Raw genomic sequence first — 21,340 nt, 5'->3', positions numbered from 1 at the left:
CACAGGCCGGGACGCCGACCTGGCTCCCCCCGCGATCACCCTGCCGTCCAGGGCACCCGTGTGCCCGGCGGCCGACCCGAAGGAGCCCCCATGACAGACGTTCTGCGGCAGCACGCCGAGGACGCCTTCGCCGGTGAACTGGCCGCGCTGGCCGCGCAGGACGACCGTCCGCGCCCCGAGCGCTGGAAGCTCTCGCCGTGGGCCGTGGCGACGTACCTGCTCGGCGGCGAACTGCCCGACGGCACCCGGATCACCCCCAAGTACATCGGCCCGCGCCGGGTCGTCGAGGTCGCCGTGACGACCCTGGCGACGGACCGCGCGCTGCTGCTGCTCGGTGTGCCCGGCACCGCGAAGACCTGGGTGTCCGAGCACCTCGCCGCGGCGATCAGCGGCGACTCCACGATGCTGGTGCAGGGCACCGCCGGCACCCCCGAGGAGGCCGTCCGGTACGGCTGGAACTACGCCCAGCTGCTGACCCACGGGCCCAGCCGGGACGCCCTGGTGCCCTCGCCGCTGATGCGGGCGATGGCCGAGGGCAGGATCGCCCGGGTCGAGGAGCTCACCCGCATCCCGGCCGACGTGCAGGACAGCCTGATCACCATCCTGTCCGAGAAGACGCTCCCGATACCGGAGTTGGGCACCGAGACCCAGGCGGTGCGCGGCTTCAACGTGATCGCCACCGCCAACGACCGCGACCGCGGCGTCAACGAGCTGTCCAGCGCGCTGCGCCGCCGCTTCAACACCGTGGTGCTGCCGCTGCCGTCCTCGCTGGACGAGGAGGTCGACATCGTCACCCGCCGGGTCAACCAGCTCGGCCGCTCCCTGGACCTGCCCGAACTCCCGGGCGGCGCCGACGAGATCAGGCGGGTGGTCACCGTCTTCCGCGAGCTGCGGGCCGGGATCACGGTGGACGGCCGGACGAAGGTCAAGACCCCGAGCGGCACCCTTTCCACCGCCGAGGCGATCTCGGTGGTGACCAACGGGCTCGCCCTGGCCACCCACTTCGGCGACGGCGTGCTGCGCGCCGGGGACGTGACGGCCGGCATCCTCGGCGCCGTCGTCCGCGACCCGGTGGCGGACCGGGCGGTCTGGCGCGAGTACGTCGAAGGGGTGGTGCGCGAGCGCGACGGCTGGAAGGACTTCTACCGCGCCGCCCGCGAGGTGACGGCACCGTGAGCGGGCGGAGCGTGCGGACCGTCAGGAGGCGCGGGTTGCGCGAAGCGCCCGCCGTACGAAGCGAGGTGGGAGCATGAGCGCCGAGGTCGCCCTCCTCGGCATCCGCCACCACGGCCCCGGCTCGGCCCGGGCGGTGGCCGCCGCGCTGGCGCGGTGGCGGCCGGACGCGGTGCTGGTCGAGGGCCCGCCGGAGGCCGACGGAATCGTCCACCTGGCAGCCGGGAAGGACCTGGTCCCGCCGGTGGCGCTGCTCGCCCACGCGGTGGACGACCCGGCCAGGGCCGCCTTCTGGCCGTACGCCGAGTTCTCCCCGGAGTGGGTGGCGATCCGGCACGCCGTGGAGCACGACCTGCCGGTCCGCTTCATCGACCTGCCCGCCGGGTACGGCTTCGCGCCGGCCCCGGAGGACGCCGCCGCCGAGGACACCGGGGAGGACGGCGCCGGGCCGGTCGCCGACCCGCTGGCGCTGCTCGCCGAGGCGGCCGGGCACGACGACGCGGAGCGCTGGTGGGAGGACGTGGTCGAGCATCGCGCGCCCGGCGGCGACGCGCTGGCGCCGTTCGCCGCCGTCGCCGAGGCGATGGGCGCGCTGCGCGCCGAGGGCCTCGGCGAGTCCCGCCGGGACCAGCTGCGCGAGGCGTACATGCGCCAGCAGATCCGCGCCGCCCGCCGCGCCGGGCACCAGCGGATCGCCGTGGTCTGCGGGGCCTTCCACGTCCCCGCGCTGGAGACGATGCCCACCGTCGCCCACGACCGGGCGCTGCTCGCCGGGCTGCCGAAGAAGGTACGCACGGACATCACCTGGGTGCCGTGGACGCACCGCCGGCTCTCCCAGAGCACCGGCTACGGCGCGGGCGTGCAGTCGCCCGGCTGGTACCACCACCTGTTCACCACCGACGGGGACCCGGTGCCGCGCTGGCTCACCCGGGCCGCCGAGCTGCTGCGCGCCGAGGACCACCCGGTCTCCTCCGCGCACGTGATCGAGGCCGTCCGGCTCGCCGAGAGCCTGGCCGTGCTGCGCGGCCGCCCGCTCGCGGGGCTGACCGAGACCCTGGACGCCGTGCGCGCGGTGCTCTGCGAGGGCTCCGACGTCGCCCTGGAACTGGTCCGGGACCGCCTGGTGGTCGGCGACGCGCTCGGCGAGGTCCCGGACGCCGCACCGGCGGTGCCGCTCCAGCGCGACCTGACCCGGCTGCAGCGCTCGCTGCGGCTCAAGCCCGAGGCCGCGCCGAAGGACGTCGACCTCGACCTGCGCAAGGACACCGACGCGGCCCGCTCCCGGCTGCTGCACCGGCTGCGGCTGCTGGGCGTGGACTGGGGCGTGCCCGCGCGCTCCTCGGTGAACTCGACCGGGACGTTCCGGGAGAGTTGGCGGCTCTGCTGGCAGCCCGAGTTCGCGGTGCGGATCGCCGAGGCAGCCCAGTGGGGCACCACGGTCGAGGAGGCGGCGGCCAACAAGGCCGTCGGCACCGCGCGCGCCGCCGAAGAGCTCGCCGAGCTGACCGGCCTGGTGGAGACCTGCCTGCTGGCCGGGCTGTCCGGCGCGCTGCCCGCGGTGATGCGGGTGCTGGCCGACTGCGCGGCCCTGGACACCGACGTCGCCCACCTCGCGGGCGCGCTGCCGGCGCTGGTCCGCGCGCTGCGCTACGGCGACGTGCGCGGCACCGACCACGGCGCGCTCGCCGAGGCCGCCTCGGGCCTGGCCGAGCGGATCTGCGTCGGGCTGCCGCCCGCCTGCGTCGGCCTGGACGCGGACAGCGCGGCGGCGATGCGCGGCCGCCTCGACGAGGTGCACGGCGCGATCGGCCTGCTGGCCGCCGGTCCCGCCGCCGAGGCCACCACCACCGACACCGCCGCCGCCGGCACAGACACCGATACCGACACCGCCGGCACCGCCGGCACCGCGCCGGACCCCGACGGCCTGGCCGGCCTGGCGGACCGCTGGGCCGCCGCCCTGGGCTCGCTGGCCCGCCGCGAACCGGCCGGCGGACCGGCCACCGGCGCCCCCGGGCTGCTGCGCGGCCGGGCCGTACGGCTGCTGCTGGACGACGGCCGGCTCGACTCCGAGGAGGCGGGACGGCGGCTCCGGCTGGTGCTCTCCGTCGCCAGCGCCCCGGCGGACGCGGCCGGTTGGGTCGAGGGCTTCCTGACCGGTGGCGGAGCCCTGCTGCTGCACGACCCGAGGCTGCTCGCCCTGCTGGACGAGTGGCTGACCGGAGTGAGCGGCGAGGTCTTCACCGACGTCCTGCCGCTGCTGCGCCGCACCTTCGCCGGACTGGAGGCGGGCGTGCGCACCACCATCGGCGGCCGGGTCGCGGCCGGCCCGCTCGGCGAGTCCCCGACCGCCCGGTCCGAGGCCGGCGAACTGGACCGGGCCCGCGCCGACGCCGCCGTCCCGGTGGTGGCCCTGCTGCTCGGCATCCGGCCGAGGATCCCCCGGCAGGCTGCCGGCCGCGACACCTGACACCCGGCACCGCCGCAGTGCCGTACCCCGCCGCGACGCACCGCCGCGGCCCGCACCGCCCCGGACGCCTGCCCCGCCGCAGGACCCGCTGAAGGAGGAGGACGAGATGGCAGCGCCCACGACCGACGAACGGCTGCGCCGCTGGCGGCTGGTGCTCGGCGGCGAGGCCGACGGCACCGGCTGCACCCTGCGCGGCCGTGACGCCGCGATGGACGGCGCCCTCGCCGCGCTCTACCGCGGCGCCCCCGACGAGGGCGCCCGAACCGGCCGCGGCGGCCGCCGCAGCGCCGGGCTGGGCGGCTCGGCCCCGCAGGTGGCCCGCTGGCTGGGCGACATCCGCGAGTACTTCCCGTCCACCGTCGTGCAGCTGATGCAGCAGGACGCGATCAGCCGGCTCGGCCTGGACCGGCTGCTGCTGGAGCCGGAGATGCTGGAGGCCGTCGAGCCGGACGTGCACCTGGTCGGCACCCTGCTGTCGCTCAAGCACGCGCTGCCCGAGACCACCCGGGAGACCGCCCGGGCGGTGGTCGGCAAGGTGGTCGCGGACCTGGAGCGCCGGCTCGCCGACCGCACCCGGGCCACCCTCGGCGGCGCCCTCGACCGCAGCGCCAAGGTCAACCGTCCCCGCCACCGCGACATCGACTGGGACCGCACCATCCGGGCCAACCTGAAGAACTACCTGCCCGAGCACGGCACCGTCGTCCCGGAGCGGCTGGTCGGCTACGCCCGCGCCCAGCGCGCGGTGAAGAAGGACGTCATCCTCTGCATCGACCAGTCCGGCTCGATGGCGCCGTCGGTCGTCCACTCGGCGGTGTTCGGCGCGGTGCTCGCCTCGATGCGCACCCTGGACACCCGGCTGGTCGTCTTCGACACCTCGGTGGTCGACCTCACCGAACAGCTCACCGACCCGGTCGACGTCCTGTTCGCCACCCGGCTCGGCGGCGGCACCGACATCAACCGCGCGCTCGCCTACTGCCAGTCGAAGATCACCCGGCCGTCCGAGACCGTCGTGGTGTTGATCAGCGACCTGTACGAGGGCGGCATCCGGGACGGCATGCTCAAGCGGGTCGCCGCGATGAAGGCGGCCGGCGTCCAGTTCATCGCCCTGCTCGCGCTCTCCGACGAGGGGGCCCCGGCGTACGACCACGCGCACGCCGCCGCCCTGGCCTCGCTCGGCGTGCCGGCCTTCGCCTGCACCCCGGACGCGTTCCCGGAGATCATGGCCGCGGCCATCGAGAAGCGCCCGATCCCGGTCCCGCCGCAGGGCGGGTGAGGCGTTCACCCGAACGCGTCAATCCGCTCGATCGGTGGACCGGCCGCCGACCCCGTCCCGCCGGGCATTCTGTGACGGTTCTCACCCGTGCCGGGCAGGCCCCGGGCGGAACAGGCCCGTCCCACGGGGATAACCTGCCAGACGGACGTGACGCGCGTGTTGATTGACGTGTGCGCCCGTGGCTGTGTGGGCCGCAAGGCCGTACCTCTGCGTACCCGCACAAGCCCCGACGACCCGCAGCGAAGATCCTGCCGTGGCACGCTCGTAGAGACACAATCCGCGACCACGAACAAGGACAAACACGTGGACCTGTTCGAGTACCAGGCGAGGGACCTCTTCGCCAAGCACGGCGTGCCCGTGCTTGACGGCGATGTCATCGAGACCGCCGCAGACGCTGCCGCCATCGCGGAGCGCTTCGGCGGCCGCGCCGTCGTCAAGGCTCAGGTGAAGGTGGGCGGCCGAGGCAAGGCCGGCGGCGTCAAGCTCGCCGCCGACCCGGCGGACGCCGTCGCCAAGGCCGAGCAGATCCTCGGCATGGACATCAAGGGCCACACCGTTCACAAGGTGATGCTGGCCCAGACCGCGGACATCAAGGACGAGTACTACGTCTCGTTCCTGCTGGACCGCACCAACCGCACCTTCCTGGCCATGGCCAGCGTCGAGGGCGGCGTGGAGATCGAGGTCGTCGCCGAGCAGAACCCCGACGCGCTCGCCAAGATCCCGGTCGACGCCAACGAGGGCTGCACCCCGGAGAAGGCCGCCGAGATCGTCGCCGCGGCGAAGTTCCCGGCCGAGGTCGCCGACCAGGTCGCCGAGGTCCTCCAGAAGCTGTGGACCGTCTTCATCAAGGAGGACGCCCTCCTCGTCGAGGTCAACCCGCTGATCAAGTCCGGCGAGGGCAAGATCATCGCGCTCGACGGCAAGGTCTCCCTGGACGAGAACGCCGAGTTCCGCCAGCCGGAGCACGAGGCGCTCGAGGACAAGGCCGCGGCCAACCCGCTCGAGGCGGCCGCCAAGGCCAAGGGCCTGAACTACGTCAAGCTCGACGGCCAGGTCGGCATCATCGGCAACGGCGCGGGCCTCGTCATGAGCACCCTCGACGTGGTCGCCTACGCCGGTGAGAACCACGGCGGCGTCAAGCCCGCCAACTTCCTCGACATCGGCGGCGGCGCCTCCGCCGAGGTGATGGCGAACGGCCTGGAGATCATCCTGGGCGACCCCGACGTCAAGTCGGTCTTCGTCAACGTCTTCGGCGGCATCACCGCGTGCGACGCGGTCGCCAACGGCATCGTGCAGGCCCTGGCACTCCTCGAGGGCAAGGGCGAGAACGTCACCAAGCCGCTGGTCGTCCGTCTGGACGGCAACAACGCGGAGCTGGGTCGCAAGATCCTCGACGACGCCAACCACCCGCTGGTCCAGCGCGTGGACACCATGGACGGCGCCGCTGACCGCGCCGCCGAGCTGGCCAACAAGTAAGGAAGGGGACTTAACACCATGGCTATCTTCCTTACCAAGGACAGCAAGGTCATCGTCCAGGGCATGACCGGCGCCGAGGGCATGAAGCACACCCGCCGCATGCTCGCCTCCGGCACCCGGATCGTCGGCGGCGTGAACCCGCGCAAGGCCGGCACCACGGTCGACGTCGACGGCACCGAGATCCCGGTCTTCGGCTCCGTCGCCGAGGCCATGAAGGAGACCGGCGCCGACGTCTCCGTCCTCTTCGTGCCGCCGGCCTTCACCAAGGCCGCCGTCGTCGAGGCCATCGACGCCGAGATCCCGCTGGCCGTCGTCATCACCGAGGGCGTCCCGGTGCACGACACCGCCGCCTTCTGGGCGCACGCCGGTGCCAAGGGCAACAAGACCCGCATCATCGGCCCGAACTGCCCCGGCCTGATCAGCCCCGGACAGTCGAACGCCGGCATCATCCCGGCCGACATCACCAAGGCCGGCAAGATCGGCCTGGTCTCGAAGTCCGGCACCCTGACCTACCAGCTCATGTACGAGCTGCGGGACATCGGCTTCACCTCGGCCGTCGGCATCGGTGGCGACCCGGTCATCGGCACCACCCACATCGACGCGCTCAAGGCCTTCCAGGAGGACCCGGAGACCGAGCTCATCGTCATGATCGGTGAGATCGGTGGCGACGCCGAGGAGCGTGCCGCGGACTTCATCAAGGCGAACGTGACCAAGCCGGTCGTCGGCTACGTCGCGGGCTTCACCGCCCCCGAGGGCAAGACCATGGGCCACGCCGGCGCCATCGTCTCCGGCTCCTCGGGCACCGCCCAGGCGAAGAAGGAGGCCCTCGAGGCCGCCGGTGTCAAGGTCGGCAAGACGCCGTCCGAGACCGCCCGCCTGGCCCGCGAGATCATCGCCGCCCAGGGCTGATCCCGCCCCGCGCGTGACGAGCGCCCCCGCCCTTCCCGGGCGGGGGCGCTCGCCGTTGGCGGCTCAGGGCCCCGTCGGCCCCGTCGGCCCCGTCGTGCACGGCTGCGGCGACCACAGCCGGCAGGCCGCCGGGCCCTGCGGCGGCGGAGCGGCGCCCCGGCCCGCCGACGGCAGTTCCCAGCGCGCGACCGCCTGCGCCCGCGGCGCCACCAGGACGGCCTCCAGACCGGGCGCCGGGCTGCACCAGATGCTGGTGACGCCGCTCGGCGGGCCGCCGGGCACCAGCGGCACGCCCGGCTCCGCCCCCGCCCCGTCGGCGGGCAGGCACAGCGCGGGCGCCGGCGGGGCGACCGGCCGGAACAGCTCCGCCGGGCGCACCCCCGCCAGGGTGGCCAGCGTGGCCCCGCCCACCGCGACCGTCAGCAGCGCCGCCGCGCCCGTCCGGCTCGCCGTCCGGAGCCGGTGCCGGGCCCGCAGCGCCGGAACCGGCATCCGGTGCGGCTCCGGGCAGCCGCGCACCGCGGCCCGGTGCAGCAGCCCGCTCAGCCCGTCCGCGAAGCCGGGTGCCGCCGGATCCGGCCCGACCAGATCCGGCACCCACCGCGCCAGCGCCGCCCTGGCAGCCCACACCCGCCCCTCGGCCGCCGCCAGGGTGGACTCCACCTCCACCGCGACCGCCGTGGCCGGCAGCCCCAGCCCGTCGTGCAGCACCAGCGCCCGGCGCTGCGGCCGGGACAGCCGCCTGAGGGCCTTCAGCAGCGCCCGGTCCCGGTCGGTCAGCCGGTCGTGGTCCGGCAGTACCGCCTGGGCCTCGTCGGCCGGCCGCACCTTGATCCGCCGGTGCGGCAGCCCCCACGCGTGCGAGCGCCGGGGCCCGCCCCGGTGCCACGGGGACAGCGCCAGCTCGCAGGCCCGCACCCGGACCCACCCCTCCGGGCTCCCCGAACCGGCCACCGCCTCCCAGTGCCGCCGGGCCTCCCCGAACGCCCGCCGCACGCAGTGCACCGCCCGGTGGCGGCAGGCGGTCAGCAGGAACATCTGCTGCACCAGCCGGGTGTGCGCGGTCTCGTACAGCTCCTCGAAGCCCATCGCCGGGGCGGCCGGGGGCTCCGCGTCGAGGTCGTCGTCCGCGTCCGAGGGAGCGGCGGCGGCCAGCGCCGCCCACCCGGGGCCGGCGGCGGGCTCGGCCGGGGACTGGGCGCGGGCCGCGGGGGAGGGGGCGGCGTCGTGCTCCTCCTGCTCCGCCTTCCGGGCCCGGTCGGGCGGCCGCGCTCCGGCCGCTTCCGGCGTGGTCGGGGCCCGGTGCGGAGTGCCGACGTGGCCTGCCCCGGGCGCCGGGCCGGGGTCGCGGCCCTCCCGCTCGGCCTCCCGCTCGGCCTGCCGGGTACGGCCGGGGTCGCCGGATGCGGCCGCGGCGGTCGCCGACCCCGCGTTCGCGGCTCGGACGTCCCCGGCCCGGGCGTCCCCGGCCCGGGCGGGCCTGGCGGCGGGAGGGCCGCCGGGCCGACCGGGGGCCGTAGCAGGTGCCGGTTCGCTTCCCGTGTCGGACGGCCGGTGCAGGCCGTCGCGCGTCGCCGGTGCGGCCGGGCGCGCCGGCCCGGTGGCGGCGCCTGCCGCTCGGGCCTCGGGCGTGCACTCCTCCTGCGCGTGCCCGGGGGCGGCGCCCTTCGGGCCGGGCGACGGCCTCCCGGTTCGGGAGCGGCGCCGCTTGCCGTCCGCTTCCCCGCCCGGCGCGGCGCCGGACCGCGCGCGGTCGGCTGCCGGAGCCGGTCCCGGGCCGGCTGCCGAGGCCGGTCCCAGATCGGCCGGGTTGCGGCCGGCGAAGCTCACCGGTTGCCCGGTCGGGCCTGGGCCCGGGGGGTGCGGCAGGGCGCCGGCCAGCAGGGCGAGGGCCTCCGCCTCGGTGCGGGCGCCGAGCTTGCGCAGGGCGCGCTGGAGGTAGCTGCGGACGGTGGTGGGGGTGACCCCGAGGGCGGCGGCGGTGCGGGGGAGGTCGTGGCCGGCCGCGAGGTGGGCCAGGGTCTGGGCCTCACGGGGGGTCAGTTTCCGCAGCAGCCGACCCGCGTCGGTGTCGGCGCGGGCCGGCTTGCGGTGGCGCTCCGGGGTGGGGGAGTCGGCCGTGGGTGGCGTGGTCATCAGACGCTCCGGGCCGGGGCGCCGGCGGCTTGGGGGCAAGGTCTGAAAATGCGCATAAGCCAATAATCTGGGACACGGCGGCGGTTTGGCGCTTCACGGAGCATGGCGAGTCGCCTTGGCACCATGTGGCCCATGACGCAGCTGATGGGCCGTCCGATCCTGGAGTCGCCCGGTGGATTGGGCGTACGCCCCGCGCTGGCCGACCTGTTGGCGGGAGTGCGGACGGCGCTGGTCGGCCTCGCGGTGGTCGGGGCGCCGGTGCTCGGGTGCTGGGTGGTGTCGCCGTACGCGGACGACGGCGCGGCCGCTGTCACCCGGTTGGCGGGAGTGCTCTGGCTGCTCGCGCACGGCGCGCCGGTGCTGCGCGGGCCGGCGGACGCCCCGCTGACCGTCACTCCGCTGCTGCTCGGCGTCCTGGCCGTGGTCCGGCTCCACCGGGCGGCCGCCGGGGTGGCGGCACGGCGCGGGCTGCGTTCGCGCTGGGGAGGTCCGGTGGCGGTGTGGGCGGGCTACTGCGCGGTGGCCGTCGGGGTGGCGCTGCACTGCGCGGGAGCCGGGCCGTTCCGCAGCCGGGTGCTGCTGGACGTCCTGGTGGTGGCGCTGGTGGCGGGACTGGCGACGGCCGCCGGGGCCCGCTCGGTGACCGCCCTCGGCCTGCCGGCCGACTCCCCGCTGGACCGCCTCCCCCCGCGCTGCCGCCCGGCCGACGGCGCGCCGGTGGTGCGGGCCGCGGCGCTGGCGGGCGGGGCCGGGCTGGTCGCGGCGGGCGGCCTGCTGGTGGCGTGCTCGGCGGTGCTGGACGCGGTGGCCGGCGGCGGCCGGGGGATGGCGCTGCTGGGCGGCGGGCCCGCCGCGGTGTTGGGACTGCTGCTGCTCGCGCTGGCCGTGCTGCCGAACGCGGTGCTGTGGGGCGCCGCGTACGCGCTGGGTCCGGGCTTCGCGGTGGGCGCCGGGACGGTGGTGGCGCCGGGTGGTACGGCGCTGGGCCCCGTGCCCGAGTTCCCGCTGTTCGCCCTGCTGCCGGCGGACGGCCCGGGCGGCTGGCGGCTCGTGGTGTCGGCGCTGCCGCTGCTGGCCGGCGTGGTGCCGGCGGTGCTGCTGGGCCGCGCGGCGGCGGGGCGGCGGCCCGCCGTGGCCGGGGCCGGCGAGCGCCCCCGGCCCTGGCCGGCGGCGGCGACGGCGGTGGCCGCGCTGGCGGCGGCGCTGACGGTCGGGGCCGGGGCGGCGGTGCTGGGCTGGCTCTCCGGCGGGGCGCTGGCGGGGGAGCGGCTGGCCTGGGTGGGCCCGGTGCCGTGGACGGGCCCGGCGGCGGCGGGCTGGATCGCGCTGGTCGCCGTTCCGGGCGCGCTGCTGGTCCGGTACCGCGTGCTGGGCCCGGCGCACGGCGTGGGCGTGTCCGCCCGGCTCGCGCGGCGGGCCCGCCGGGGTGCGCTGAGGCTGCGCGCCCGTACGTACGCCCTGGTGCTGCGGCTCTCCGCGCCGGGCACGAGGAAGGCCGGCGGCCCTGGCCCCGATGACCGGGACCCGGTCGACCGCGTGGACCCGGTCGACCGCGTGGACCTGGACGCCTGACCGGACCCGGAACGCCTGACCGGACTCGGACGCTCGGGCCGGACGGCCGAGCGGATCCGGAGATCCGACTACTCGGTGTTCCCGGTGAAGTCCACGTACCACCGCGGCGCGTACCGGTCGCAGTTCTGGGCGCCGACGCTGGTCAGCGAGTCCTGGACGCAGGTGACGTAGTCGCGGTAGTGGTACCCGAGGCCGATCACCGAGGTGGCGACCACGACGGTCATCGCACCGGTCAGGATGCCGGCGAGCGCGGCCGGGGTGAGCGGGTTCGACGCCGGGGCCACCGGCACCGGGCCGCCCGGTCCGGCGACCGCGGCGGCGGCCGGACCGGTCCGCCGGGCGCGCAGCGCGCCGACGCCCCAGACGATGCCGAGCACCCCGACCAGCAGGGCGATCCAGTGGAACCCCGCGAACAGGCAGACCAGGGCGAACGGCCCGGCCAGCGCGGCGTTGCGGGCCTTGCGGTGGGCCGGATCGGCGAGGTCGAGCCGGGGCGGCTGCGGGGCCGGCGGCCGCTGGCCGGGGCGGCCGTCGCCGCCGGGGCCCCACGGCGGCGGCAGCTGGGGGCGCTGGCCGCCCTGCCCGTCGGAGCCGCCCCGGCTGTCCTGGCCGCCCTGCCCGTCGGAGCCGTGGCCCCCGCCGCCCCAGGGGCTGCGCGGCTGCCACGGCTGGTCCGGGGCATCCGCCGGCGGCGGTGCGAAGGGGTTGCGCTCGCCGGTGTCGTCGCCGCTGCTCATGGGTTCAGCCATTCCTTCTCGGTCGGGGCTCGTTCGGAGGTTCTCGCGTCGGAGCGGTCTCCCGCGCCCCCAATGATCCCGCAGCCGTCCGCCGGCCCACCGGCGGCCCGTGCCGCGGGGCCGGTGCGCGACCGCCGGTGGGCCGCCGCGGGCCGGGCAACTGCGGTGCGGCGGGCCGGAGGAGATCCCCGTCTCAACTACGCGCGTAGCGCCGCCGGGAGGGTGCGGAGGCCGTCCGACCAGCCGTTATCGTGGTGACGGTCAGCAGCCCACAGAGGTTCCCCGGGCCCGCGTCGCGGCGGGTTTCCCCGGAGTTCCCCCTCGCTCGACCTGCCGTTCGTAGTGGCCCCACCGCCGGTGGACGTACCAGCGGACGGCGCCCGACCTACGGAGAAACGCGCAGTGGCCGCCGCCCCCGCCCAGCACTTCCCGCCCCGTACGCCCGGACCGGCCCGACTGGTGGTGCTGGTCTCCGGTTCCGGCACCAACCTGCAGGCGCTGATCGACGCCGCGGCCGATCCGGCGTACGGCGCCGAGATCCTCGCCGTGGGCGCGGACCGGGACGGGATCGTCGGCCTGGAGCGCGCCGGGAAGGCCGGCCTGCCGACCTTCGTCCACCGGGTGAAGGACTTCCCCGACCGGGCCGCCTGGGACCGCGCGCTGACCGCCTCCACCGCCGAGTACCAGCCGGACCTGGTGGTCACGGCCGGTTTCATGAAGATCCTCGGCCCCGAGTTCATCGCCGCCTTCGCCGGGCGGATCGTCAACACCCACCCCGCACTGCTGCCCGCCTTCCCCGGCGCCCACGGCGTCACCGACGCGCTCGCGTACGGGGTGAAGGTCACCGGCTGCACCGTCCACCTGGTCGACGCCGGCGTGGACACCGGGCCGATCATCGCGCAGGGCGTCGTCGAGGTCGTCGACGCCGACCACGCCGATGGCGGCGACGCGCTGCACGAGCGCATCAAGACTGTCGAGCGCAAGCTGCTCGTCGACGTCGTGGGCCGGCTGGCCCGCGAGGGTCACCGCATCGAGGACCGAAAGGTATGGATTCCGGCATGAGTGCCAGCTCCACCACCACGCCCGTTTCGGAGAACGTTCGTCCGATCCGTCGCGCGCTGATCAGCGTGTACGACAAGACCGGTCTGGAGGAGCTGGCCCAGGGCCTGCACGCCGCCGGGGTCGCCATCGTCTCCACCGGCTCCACCGCCGGCCGGATCGCCGCCGCCGGCGTCCCGGTGACCGAGGTCTCCGAGCTGACCGGTTTCCCGGAGTGCCTGGACGGGCGCGTGAAGACGCTGCACCCCCGCGTGCACGCCGGCGTGCTGGCCGACCTGCGGCTGGAGTCGCACCGCGCGCAGCTGGCCGAGCTGGGCGTCGAGCCCTTCGACCTGGTCGTGGTGAACCTCTACCCGTTCAAGGCCACCGTCGCCTCCGGCGCCACCCCGGACGAGTGCGTCGAGCAGATCGACATCGGCGGCCCGAGCATGGTCCGCGCCGCCGCCAAGAACCACCCCTCGGTGGCCGTGGTGGTCGACCCGGCCCGCTACGGCGACGTGCTGGAGGCGGCCCGGGAGGGCGGCTTCGACCTGGCCACCCGCAAGCGCCTGGCCGGTGCCGCGTTCGCCCACACCGCCGCCTACGACGTGGCCGTCGCCTCCTGGTTCGAGGACGGCTACGCGCCCAGCGACGAGCGGTTCCCCGAGTTCCTCGGCTCGACCTGGGAGCGGCAGAACGTGCTGCGCTACGGCGAGAACCCGCACCAGGGCGCCGCGCTGTACAGCGACGGCACCGGCGGCCTGGCCGGCGCGCGGCAGCTGCACGGCAAGGAGATGTCGTACAACAACTACGTCGACACCGACGCCGCCCGGCGCGCCGCCTACGACCACGCCGAGCCGGCCGTCGCGATCATCAAGCACGCCAACCCGTGCGGCATCGCGACCGGCGCCGACGTCGCCGAGGCGCACCGCAAGGCGCACGAGTGCGACCCGGTCTCCGCGTACGGCGGTGTGATCGCCGTCAACCGCCCGGTCACCGTCGCGCTGGCCGAGCAGATCGCCCCGATCTTCACCGAGGTCGTCGTGGCCCCCGGCTACGAGGAGGGCGCCCTGGAGGTGCTCACCCGCAAGAAGAACCTGCGGGTGCTGCTCGCCCCCGAGGCTCCGGCCAACCGCCGGGAGGTGCGCCCGGTCTCCGGTGGCGTGCTGCTCCAGGACGCCGACCGGGTGCACGCCGAGGGCGACGACCCGGCGAACTGGACCCTCGCCACCGGTGAGGCGCTGTCCGCGGCCGAGCTGGCCGAGCTCGCGTTCGCCTGGCGGGCCTGCCGGGCCGTCAAGTCCAACGCGATCCTGCTGGCCAAGGACGGCGCCTCGGTCGGCGTCGGCATGGGCCAGGTCAACCGGGTGGACTCCTGCAAGCTCGCGGTCGAGCGGGCCGGTGAGCGCGCCAAGGGCGCCTACGCGGCCTCGGACGCCTTCTTCCCGTTCGCGGACGGCCCGGCGATCCTGATCGCGGCCGGCGTCAGGGCGATCGTCCAGCCCGGTGGCTCGATCCGGGACGAGGAGGTCGTCGCGGCGGCCGCCGAGGCCGGCGTGACCATGTACTTCACCGGCGCGCGGCACTTCTTCCACTGATCCCGCCCACGGCGTGACGGCATGACAGAGCGGCCCGGCCCCCTCCGAGGAGGGAGCCGGGCCGCTCGGTCGTGCGGGCCGGTCAGTACCGCGGCCGGTTGAACCAGTTGACGCCGTCCTGGACGCACATGGCGGTGATCCAGATGATGCTGACCGCCAGCCAGAGCAGGGCCATCACCAGGCCGACGGCGGTGCCGCCGGAGATGGCGCCGAGCAGGATCAGCAGGCCGACCAGGCCGCCGAGCGAGCCGTACACGATGGTGGTGACGCGGACGGCGTTGCCGCCCTTGCCGAACTTCGCGCCCAGCGTGATGGAGAGCGCGGCGAACAGCCCGAACACCACGGCGACGACGATCAGGACACCGGCGGCGGCGTCGCCCAGCGCGGTGATCGGGTTGTCGTTGGTCGCGGCCCGGCCGGCGTTGGTGACGTCCTTGGCGGCCGCACCGATGATCATGTAGGCGATCGCGGCGAGCGTCTGCACGCCGCCGACGATGAACAGCAGCACGCGGGCGGTCGTCACCAGGCCCGGCATGGTCGGCGGGGCCACCGGCGCGTACCCGTAGGCCGGGGCCTGCTGCGGGTAGCCGTACGCGGCGGCCGGCGGCGGGGCCTGCTGCGGGTAGCCGTAGCCCGGGGCGGCCGGCGGCTGGCCGTACGGGTTGTTCGGGTCGGGCGGGTAACTCATGGATGCCTCCGGGCGGTTACGGGGACGCGGGGACGGGACACGGACGGCCCGGTGCCGGCCGGTGAGTCGGTTCACCGGCCGAAGGGGACGTCAGCGGAGCGGGGTGACAGCCCGGCGGCGGTGACGGGCGCCGCGGCTCGGCAGCGTGGTGAGCATCAGTGGCGCGAGGCGGCCGACGGGTGCGGCGCGGGGCGGACGGTGCCCGCGCGGTCGGACGGCTCGTTCTGCTGTGGTCGGCTCACTGGCTCTTTCCCCCGGGTACGCCCGCCGCGGGGTCCGTCGGCCCGTCACCGGGCCGGTATCGCGGCGGGAATGCGCGCTTATCGTCATCCGGACGACGGCGCCCTGTCCAGCCGGTTCCGCGCGCCGCGTCAAGACTGTGGCGCAACCGCAACGTGCGGCGGACCTTCGTGTCCGTCCGTTCACCCGGCGGTCCACCCGTTCGCCCACCCGCCCGTCGGCTCGCCCCGGGCCACCGGGGCCGTGGGACGCCCTCGGTACGGAGTCTGCCCGCGATCCGGGAGAATGGGGTCATGACTGCCCAGATTCTCGATGGCAAGGCCACCGCCGCCGCGATCAAGTCCGAACTCGCCGCCCGCGTGGCGGCCCTCAAGGCGAAGGGCGTCACGCCCGGCCTCGGCACCGTCCTGGTCGGCGACGACCCGGGCAGCCGCTGGTACGTGAACGGGAAGCACAAGGACTGCGCCGAGGTCGGCATCGCCTCGATCCAGCGCGAGCTGCCCGCCACCGCCACCCAGGAGGACGTCGAGAACGTCGTCCGCGAGCTCAACGCCGACCCGTCCTGCACCGGCTACATCGTCCAGCTGCCGCTGCCCAAGGGCCTGGACCAGAACCCGGTCCTGGAGCTGATGGACCCGGACAAGGACGCCGACGGCCTGCACCCGACCTCGCTCGGCCGGCTCGCCCTGGGCATCGAGGGCCCGCTGCCGTGCACCCCGCTCGGCATCGTCGAGCTGCTGCGCCGCCACGACGTCGAGATCGACGGCGCCGAGGTGGTCGTGGTCGGCCGCGGCATCACCGTCGGCCGCTCGATCGGCCTGCTGCTGACCCGCCGCAGCGAGAACGCCACCGTCACCCTGTGCCACACCGGCACCCGGGACCTCGGCGCCCACCTGCGCAAGGCCGACATCATCGTGGCCGCCGCCGGTGTGCCGCACCTGGTCAAGCCGGAGGACGTCAAGCCGGGCGCGGCGGTGCTGGACGTGGGCGTCAGCCGCAGCGAGGGCAAGATCGTCGGCGACGTGCACCCGGGCGTGGCCGAGGTGGCCGGCTGGATCTCCCCGAACCCCGGCGGCGTGGGCCCGATGACCCGCGCGATGCTGCTCAACAACATCGTCGAGGCGGCCGAGCGCCGCGCCGGCATCTGACACCCCAGGGACGGCGAGCATGACTGAACCGCGACCGGCACGGACCCGCCGCAGGCCGGTCAGGACCACCGGCACCCTGCCCCCCGAGGGCTCGGCCGCGGCCCTCGGGCGCGCTCACGCCCTGCCGGTGCGGCAGTGGCCGATCACGCTGGTCCTGCTGGTCGTCGGCGCCGGCCTCGCGGTCACCTGGTTCGCCGACTTCAAGGACGGTTTCAAGTACGGGCTGCTGATCCTCGGCGGCGGCGTGCTGCTCGGCGCGGTGCTGCGGCTGGTGCTGCCCGAGGTCGGGATGCTGGCGGTGCGCAGCCGTTTCACCGACGTGATCGTGCTGAGCTTCCTGGGCATCTCGATCGTGCTGCTGACCCTGGTGGCGCAGCCGAACCCGTGGGTGCAGATCCCGCTGCTCGACAACATCGGCCAGCTGATGGGCCGGCCCAGGCACTGACCCGACGTCCGAGGCGGCCCCCGCCCGGCCCATGGAAACCCAGGGCCGGGGCGGGGGCCGCCTTTCTTCTGTGACGCATCAGCCACGCCGGGACACCCGGCGTACGCTTCCCTTTGCGATAACCTGACGCCGGTCTCTCGACGTCGAGAGAGATCATCCTGGCTCCAGTGCCGGTGTGCCTGGGGCGCCTGGCGATTTGCTGGAGAAGGTAGAAATGACCCGCACCCCCGTCAACGTCACCATCACCGGAGCGGCCGGCCAGATCGGCTACGCGCTGCTCTTCCGCATCGCCTCGGGCCACCTGCTCGGTGCCGACGTGCCGGTGAACCTGCGCCTCCTGGAGATCCCGCAGGGCCTGAAGGCCGCCGAGGGCACCGCCATGGAGCTCGTCGACTGCGCCTTCCCGCTGCTGCGCGACATCACGATCACCGACAACCCGAACGAGGCCTTCGACGGCGCCAACGTCGCGCTGCTGGTCGGCGCCCGTCCGCGCACCGCGGGCATGGAGCGCGGCGACCTGCTCCAGGCCAACGGCGGCATCTTCGGCCCGCAGGGCAAGGCCATCAACGACCACGCCGCGGACGACATCAAGGTCCTGGTCGTCGGCAACCCGGCCAACACCAACGCCCTGATCGCCCAGCGCAACGCCCCGGACGTCCCGGCCGAGCGCTTCACCGCGATGACCCGCCTGGACCACAACCGCGCCGTCGGCCAGCTGTCCGCCAAGACCGGCGCCCTGGTCTCCGACATCAAGCGCGTCACCATCTGGGGCAACCACTCCGCGACCCAGTACCCGGACGTCTTCCAGGCCGAGATCGCCGGCAAGCCGGCCTTCGAGGCCGTCGGCAGCGACCTGGCCTGGCTGGAGAACGACTTCATCCCGACCGTCGCCAAGCGCGGCGCCGCCATCATCGAGGCCCGTGGCGCCTCCTCGGCCGCCTCGGCCGCCAACGCCGCCATCGACCACGTCCACACCTGGGTCAACGGCACCGCCGAGGGCGACTGGACCTCCATGGGCGTCGTCTCCGACGGCTCGTACGGCGTTCCGGCGGGTCTGATCTCGTCCTTCCCGGTCACCACCAAGGACGGCAGGTTCGAGATCGTCCAGGGCCTGGAGATCTCCGACTTCTCGCGCGCCCGCATCGACGCCTCGGTCAAGGAGCTGACCGAGGAGCGCGACGCGGTCCAGGAGCTGGGCCTCATCTGAGCCCGCCCCGCACGGTTCCACCGGCGGCCCGCCGCTTCCCTCCCGGAAGCGGCGGGCCGCCGCCGTGTCCGGCCTCCGGGCCCGCCGCCGTGTCCGGCCCCGGCGGGGACCGGCCGCCCTACACTGGCCCGCTGTGAACGAAACACTCGGGGACGCCGCGCTCGTCCTCGTCTTCATCCTGCTGGGCGGGCTGTTCAACGTCGCCGAGATCTCGCTGATCTCGCTGCGCGAGGGCCAGATCCGGGCGCTGGAGGGGCGCGGCACCCGGCGCGCGGCGCGGGCCGCGCACCTGGCCGCCGACCCCAACCGCTTCCTGGCCGCCGTCCAGGTCGGGGTGACCTGCATGGGCTTCCTGTCCGCCGCCTTCGGCGCGGACACCCTGTCCGGCAAGGTCGCCCCGCTGTTCGTCCGGGCCGGGCTCTCCGAGGGCGTGTCCGACGCGGTGGCGCTGGTCGGCCTCACCCTGGTGATCAGTTACGCCTCGCTGGTGCTGGGCGAGCTGACCCCCAAGCGGATCGGCCTGCAGCGCGCCGAGTCGATCTCGGTCGTCGCCGCCCCGGTGGTGGACGTGATGTCGGTGGTGCTGCGGCCGGCGATCTGGCTGCTCGGCCACTCCACCGACCTGATGGTCCGGCTGCTCGGCGGCGACCCGACGGCGGGCCGCGGCTCGATGAGCTCCGAGGAGCTGCGCGGCCTGGTCGCCACCAACACCGAACTCGGAAGCGACGAACGGGCGTTGATCGCCGACGTGTTCGCCGCCGGGGAGCGCCAGCTGCGCGAGGTGATGGTCCCGCGCACCGAGGTGACCTTCCTGGACGCCGAGCGCCCGCTGGCCGCCGTCCGGCACCAGGCCGACACCTCGCCGCACTCGCGCTACCCGGTGGTCGAGGGCAGCGCCGACGCGGTGGTCGGCTTCGTCCACGTCCGCGACCTGTACGGCGCGCGCGGCGAGCAGGCCGCCAAGGTCCGCGACCTGGCCCGCCCGGTCAAGCTGCTGCCCGGCACCAAGCGGGTGCTGGAGGCGATGGGCGAGATGCGCCGCGAGGGCCACCACCTGGCCATCGTGGTGGACGAGTACGGCGGCACCGCCGGGATCGTCACCCTGGAGGACCTGGTCGAGGAGGTGATCGGCGAGATCCGGGACGAGTACGACCGCCCGGAGGCCGCCCCCACCCGCCGGCTGGCCGGCGGCGGCATGGAGCTGGACGGTCTGCTCAACCTCGGCGACTTCACCGAGGAGACCGGCGTCACGCTGCCGGAGGGCCCGTACGAGACGGTGGCGGGCTGCCTGGTCGCCGCGCTCGGCCGGCTGCCCCGGGACGGCGACCAGGTGCGGGTCCCGGTCGAGGGCGGCGGCGGGGTGCTGCTGACGGTGGCCAAGGTCGAGGGCCGGCGGATCGCCCGGGTGGGGGTGAGTGCGGTCACACTGGCCGACCCCGCGGGGGCGGAGGTTTCCTGAGCGAGCGGTGGAACTGGAACAATGGCCCGCATGGTCAACGCAGCGGTCACTGGTCCGGTCAAGGACCGTCCCCGGGTGCTCTCCGGCATCCAGCCCACCTCCGGCTCGTTCCACCTCGGCAACTACCTGGGCGCGGTGCGCCAGTGGGTCGACCTCCAGGAGGCCAACGACGCCTTCTACATGGTCGTCGACCTGCACGCGATCACGGTGCCGCAGGACCCGGCGACGCTGCGCCAGAACACCAGGGTCTCCGCCGCCCAGCTGCTCGGCGCCGGCCTGGACCCGGACGACTGCACGCTGTTCGTCCAGTCGCACGTGCCCGAGCACGCGCAGCTCGCCTGGGTGATGAACTGCCTCACCGGTTTCGGCGAGGCCTCCCGGATGACGCAGTTCAAGGACAAGTCCTCCCGGTACGGCGCCGAGGGCACCACCGTCGGCCTGTTCACCTACCCGATCCTGCAGATCGCGGACATCCTGCTCTACCAGGCGGACGCCGTCCCGGTCGGCGAGGACCAGCGCCAGCACGTGGAGATCACCCGCGACATCGCCGAGCGCTTCAACACCCGCTACAGCCCGACCTTCACCGTCCCGAAGCCGTACATCCTCAAGGAGACGGCGAAGATCCAGGACCTCCAGGACCCGGGCGTGAAGATGAGCAAGTCGGCCTCCTCGCCCAAGGGCCTGGTGAGCCTGCTGGACGAGCCGAAGGTCAGCGCCAAGAAGTTCAAGAGCGCCGTCACCGACACCGGCACCGTCGTCTCCTACGACGAGCAGGAGAAGGCCGGCGTCTCCAACCTGCTGCGCATCCACTCCGCGCTCAGCGGCCAGACGATCGACCAGCTGGTCGCGCACTTCGAGGGCCGGATGTACGGCGCCCTGAAGACCGAGCTGGCCGAGCTGTTCACCGAGTGGGTGACGCCGTTCCAGGAGCGCACCCGGATGTTCCTGGACGACCCGGCCGAGCTGGACCGGGTGCTGGCGATCGGCGCCCACAAGGCCCGTGAGGTGGCGTCGGTGACGCTGGAGACGGTGTACGACCGGATCGGCTTCCTCCCGGCCGCCAAGCGGTGACTCCGCTCACGCGCCTGCCCGGTGGTGGCGACCTCCCCGAGGTCGTCACCATCGGCGTGTCCGTGAGCGTCCCGGATCCGTACGGCGCGGCGATCCAGGACGCCCGGGCCGGGCACGGCGATCCGCTGGCCCGGTCGATACCCACGCACGTCACCCTGCTGCCGCCGACCGAGGTGCCCGCGGAGCTGCTGCCGAAGGTCGAGGAGCACCTGGCGGCGGTGGCGGCCGCGCACCGGCCGTTCCGGATGCTGCTGCGCGGCGGCGGGACCTTCCGCCCGGTCTCCCCGGTGGTGTACGTCCGGGTCGAGGAGGGCGCGCAGGAGTGCCGGCTGCTGGAGGCGGACATCCGCTCCGGCCCGCTGGCCCGCGAGCTGGCCTTCCCGTACCACCCGCACGTGACGGTCGCCCACGGCCTGTCCGACGACGTGCTGGACCAGGCGTACGAGCAGGCGCGCGGCTTCCGGGCGGACTTCCCGGTGCCGGGCTTCGGCCTCTCCCGCTTCGACGCGGACGAGGTCTGGCGCCCCTGGCGGAGCTACCCGTTCGGGTGACCCGGCGAGCGTGACGCGGCGGCGGTGTCCCGGCAACGGCGACCCGGCGCCGGTGTTCCGCCCCGGCGCGGGCTCGACCCGCTCCGACCGGCCACCGCACGGCGCCCGCGGACGCGCGGGCGCCCGGCACCGAGGGTGCCGGGCGCCTTCCG

At 75.0% G+C, this 21,340-nt stretch carries 17 protein-coding genes; 14 read left to right on the top strand and 3 right to left on the bottom strand.

All coding sequences use genetic code 11. The annotated features are described in order from the left end of the window. The first annotated feature begins 90 nt into the window (after positions 1-90). The 5 genes from ACZ5GH_RS15000 (at position 91) to sucD (ending at position 7,298) form a co-directional block, all read left to right on the top strand. Entirely contained in the window at positions 91-1,176 is a 1,086-nt protein-coding gene (locus ACZ5GH_RS15000; RefSeq protein ID WP_464334479.1) for an ATP-binding protein, read from the top strand. Positions 1,177-1,249: 73 nt separating this feature from the next. Continuing rightward, positions 1,250-3,640, top strand: coding sequence for a DUF5682 family protein (locus tag ACZ5GH_RS14995; RefSeq protein ID WP_464334478.1), 2,391 nt, complete (start codon positions 1,250-1,252; stop codon positions 3,638-3,640). 106 nt (positions 3,641-3,746) lie between these two features. Beyond that, on the top strand, positions 3,747-4,913 hold the full coding sequence (locus ACZ5GH_RS14990) for a VWA domain-containing protein (RefSeq protein WP_464334477.1): 1,167 nt from the start codon (positions 3,747-3,749) through the stop codon (positions 4,911-4,913). A gap of 303 nt (positions 4,914-5,216) precedes the next feature. After that, a complete protein-coding gene (gene sucC, locus ACZ5GH_RS14985) occupies positions 5,217-6,389 on the top strand; it encodes an ADP-forming succinate--CoA ligase subunit beta (RefSeq protein WP_387756437.1) in 1,173 nt (390 codons plus the stop codon). Positions 6,390-6,407: 18 nt separating this feature from the next. Further along, the gene (gene sucD, locus ACZ5GH_RS14980) at positions 6,408-7,298 is read left to right on the top strand and encodes a succinate--CoA ligase subunit alpha (protein ID WP_387756439.1); all 891 of its coding nucleotides are present in this window, start codon (positions 6,408-6,410) and stop codon (positions 7,296-7,298) included. Between the two features lie 63 nt (positions 7,299-7,361). Here the strand turns inward: sucD and ACZ5GH_RS14975 are convergent, their stop codons facing one another. Continuing rightward, the gene (locus ACZ5GH_RS14975; protein WP_464334476.1) at positions 7,362-9,434 is read right to left on the bottom strand and encodes a sigma factor-like helix-turn-helix DNA-binding protein; all 2,073 of its coding nucleotides are present in this window, start codon (positions 9,432-9,434) and stop codon (positions 7,362-7,364) included. A gap of 132 nt (positions 9,435-9,566) precedes the next feature. Here ACZ5GH_RS14975 and ACZ5GH_RS14970 point away from each other — a divergent pair, with 132 nt between their 5' ends. After that, entirely contained in the window at positions 9,567-11,006 is a 1,440-nt protein-coding gene (locus ACZ5GH_RS14970; RefSeq protein ID WP_464334475.1) for a cell division protein PerM, read from the top strand. A 68-nt stretch (positions 11,007-11,074) separates the two neighbouring features. Here the strand turns inward: ACZ5GH_RS14970 and ACZ5GH_RS14965 are convergent, their stop codons facing one another. Next, on the bottom strand, positions 11,075-11,743 hold the full coding sequence (locus ACZ5GH_RS14965; RefSeq protein WP_464334474.1) for a hypothetical protein: 669 nt from the start codon (positions 11,741-11,743) through the stop codon (positions 11,075-11,077). Positions 11,744-12,145: 402 nt separating this feature from the next. On the opposite strand from ACZ5GH_RS14965, the gene purN reads away from it, so the two are divergent. Together purN and purH are read left to right on the top strand one after the other, a co-directional pair. Continuing rightward, positions 12,146-12,805: a phosphoribosylglycinamide formyltransferase gene (gene purN, locus ACZ5GH_RS14960; RefSeq protein ID WP_387756447.1), complete on the top strand. Its 660-nt coding sequence runs from the start codon at positions 12,146-12,148 to the stop codon at positions 12,803-12,805. Further along, positions 12,802-14,379, top strand: a complete 1,578-nt coding sequence (gene purH / locus ACZ5GH_RS14955) for a bifunctional phosphoribosylaminoimidazolecarboxamide formyltransferase/IMP cyclohydrolase (RefSeq protein ID WP_387756449.1) — start codon at positions 12,802-12,804, stop codon at positions 14,377-14,379. Before purN ends, purH begins: the two co-directional genes overlap by 4 nt. Before the next feature lie 82 nt (positions 14,380-14,461). On the opposite strand, the gene ACZ5GH_RS14950 is transcribed toward purH, so the two are convergent. Further along, on the bottom strand, positions 14,462-15,067 hold the full coding sequence (locus ACZ5GH_RS14950; protein WP_387756451.1) for a hypothetical protein: 606 nt from the start codon (positions 15,065-15,067) through the stop codon (positions 14,462-14,464). Positions 15,068-15,600: 533 nt separating this feature from the next. Between ACZ5GH_RS14950 and ACZ5GH_RS14945 the strand changes: the two genes are divergently transcribed. The 6 genes from ACZ5GH_RS14945 (at position 15,601) to ACZ5GH_RS14920 (ending at position 21,188) form a co-directional block, all read left to right on the top strand. After that, a complete protein-coding gene (locus ACZ5GH_RS14945; protein ID WP_359819675.1) occupies positions 15,601-16,455 on the top strand; it encodes a bifunctional methylenetetrahydrofolate dehydrogenase/methenyltetrahydrofolate cyclohydrolase in 855 nt (284 codons plus the stop codon). Positions 16,456-16,474: 19 nt separating this feature from the next. Continuing rightward, positions 16,475-16,900, top strand: coding sequence for a DUF3017 domain-containing protein (locus ACZ5GH_RS14940; RefSeq protein WP_387756454.1), 426 nt, complete (start codon positions 16,475-16,477; stop codon positions 16,898-16,900). A 214-nt stretch (positions 16,901-17,114) separates the two neighbouring features. After that, entirely contained in the window at positions 17,115-18,107 is a 993-nt protein-coding gene (locus ACZ5GH_RS14935) for a malate dehydrogenase (RefSeq protein ID WP_387756456.1), read from the top strand. A 133-nt stretch (positions 18,108-18,240) separates the two neighbouring features. Beyond that, positions 18,241-19,566 (top strand): hemolysin family protein, encoded by a 1,326-nt coding sequence (locus ACZ5GH_RS14930; protein ID WP_387756458.1) that lies wholly within the window; start codon positions 18,241-18,243, stop codon positions 19,564-19,566. 75 nt (positions 19,567-19,641) lie between these two features. Then, positions 19,642-20,637 carry a tryptophan--tRNA ligase gene (gene trpS / locus ACZ5GH_RS14925; RefSeq protein WP_464336831.1) on the top strand — a complete coding sequence of 332 codons (996 nt, stop codon included), beginning with the start codon at positions 19,642-19,644 and terminating at the stop codon, positions 20,635-20,637. 62 nt (positions 20,638-20,699) lie between these two features. Beyond that, positions 20,700-21,188, top strand: a complete 489-nt coding sequence (locus ACZ5GH_RS14920; protein ID WP_464334473.1) for a 2'-5' RNA ligase family protein — start codon at positions 20,700-20,702, stop codon at positions 21,186-21,188. The last annotated feature ends 152 nt before the right edge of the window (positions 21,189-21,340 follow it).

This window comes from Kitasatospora sp. Xyl93 (assembly GCF_055383135.1).
Note: the sequence above shows the minus strand (reverse complement) of the source record. Positions and strands in the feature narration are given on the sequence as shown.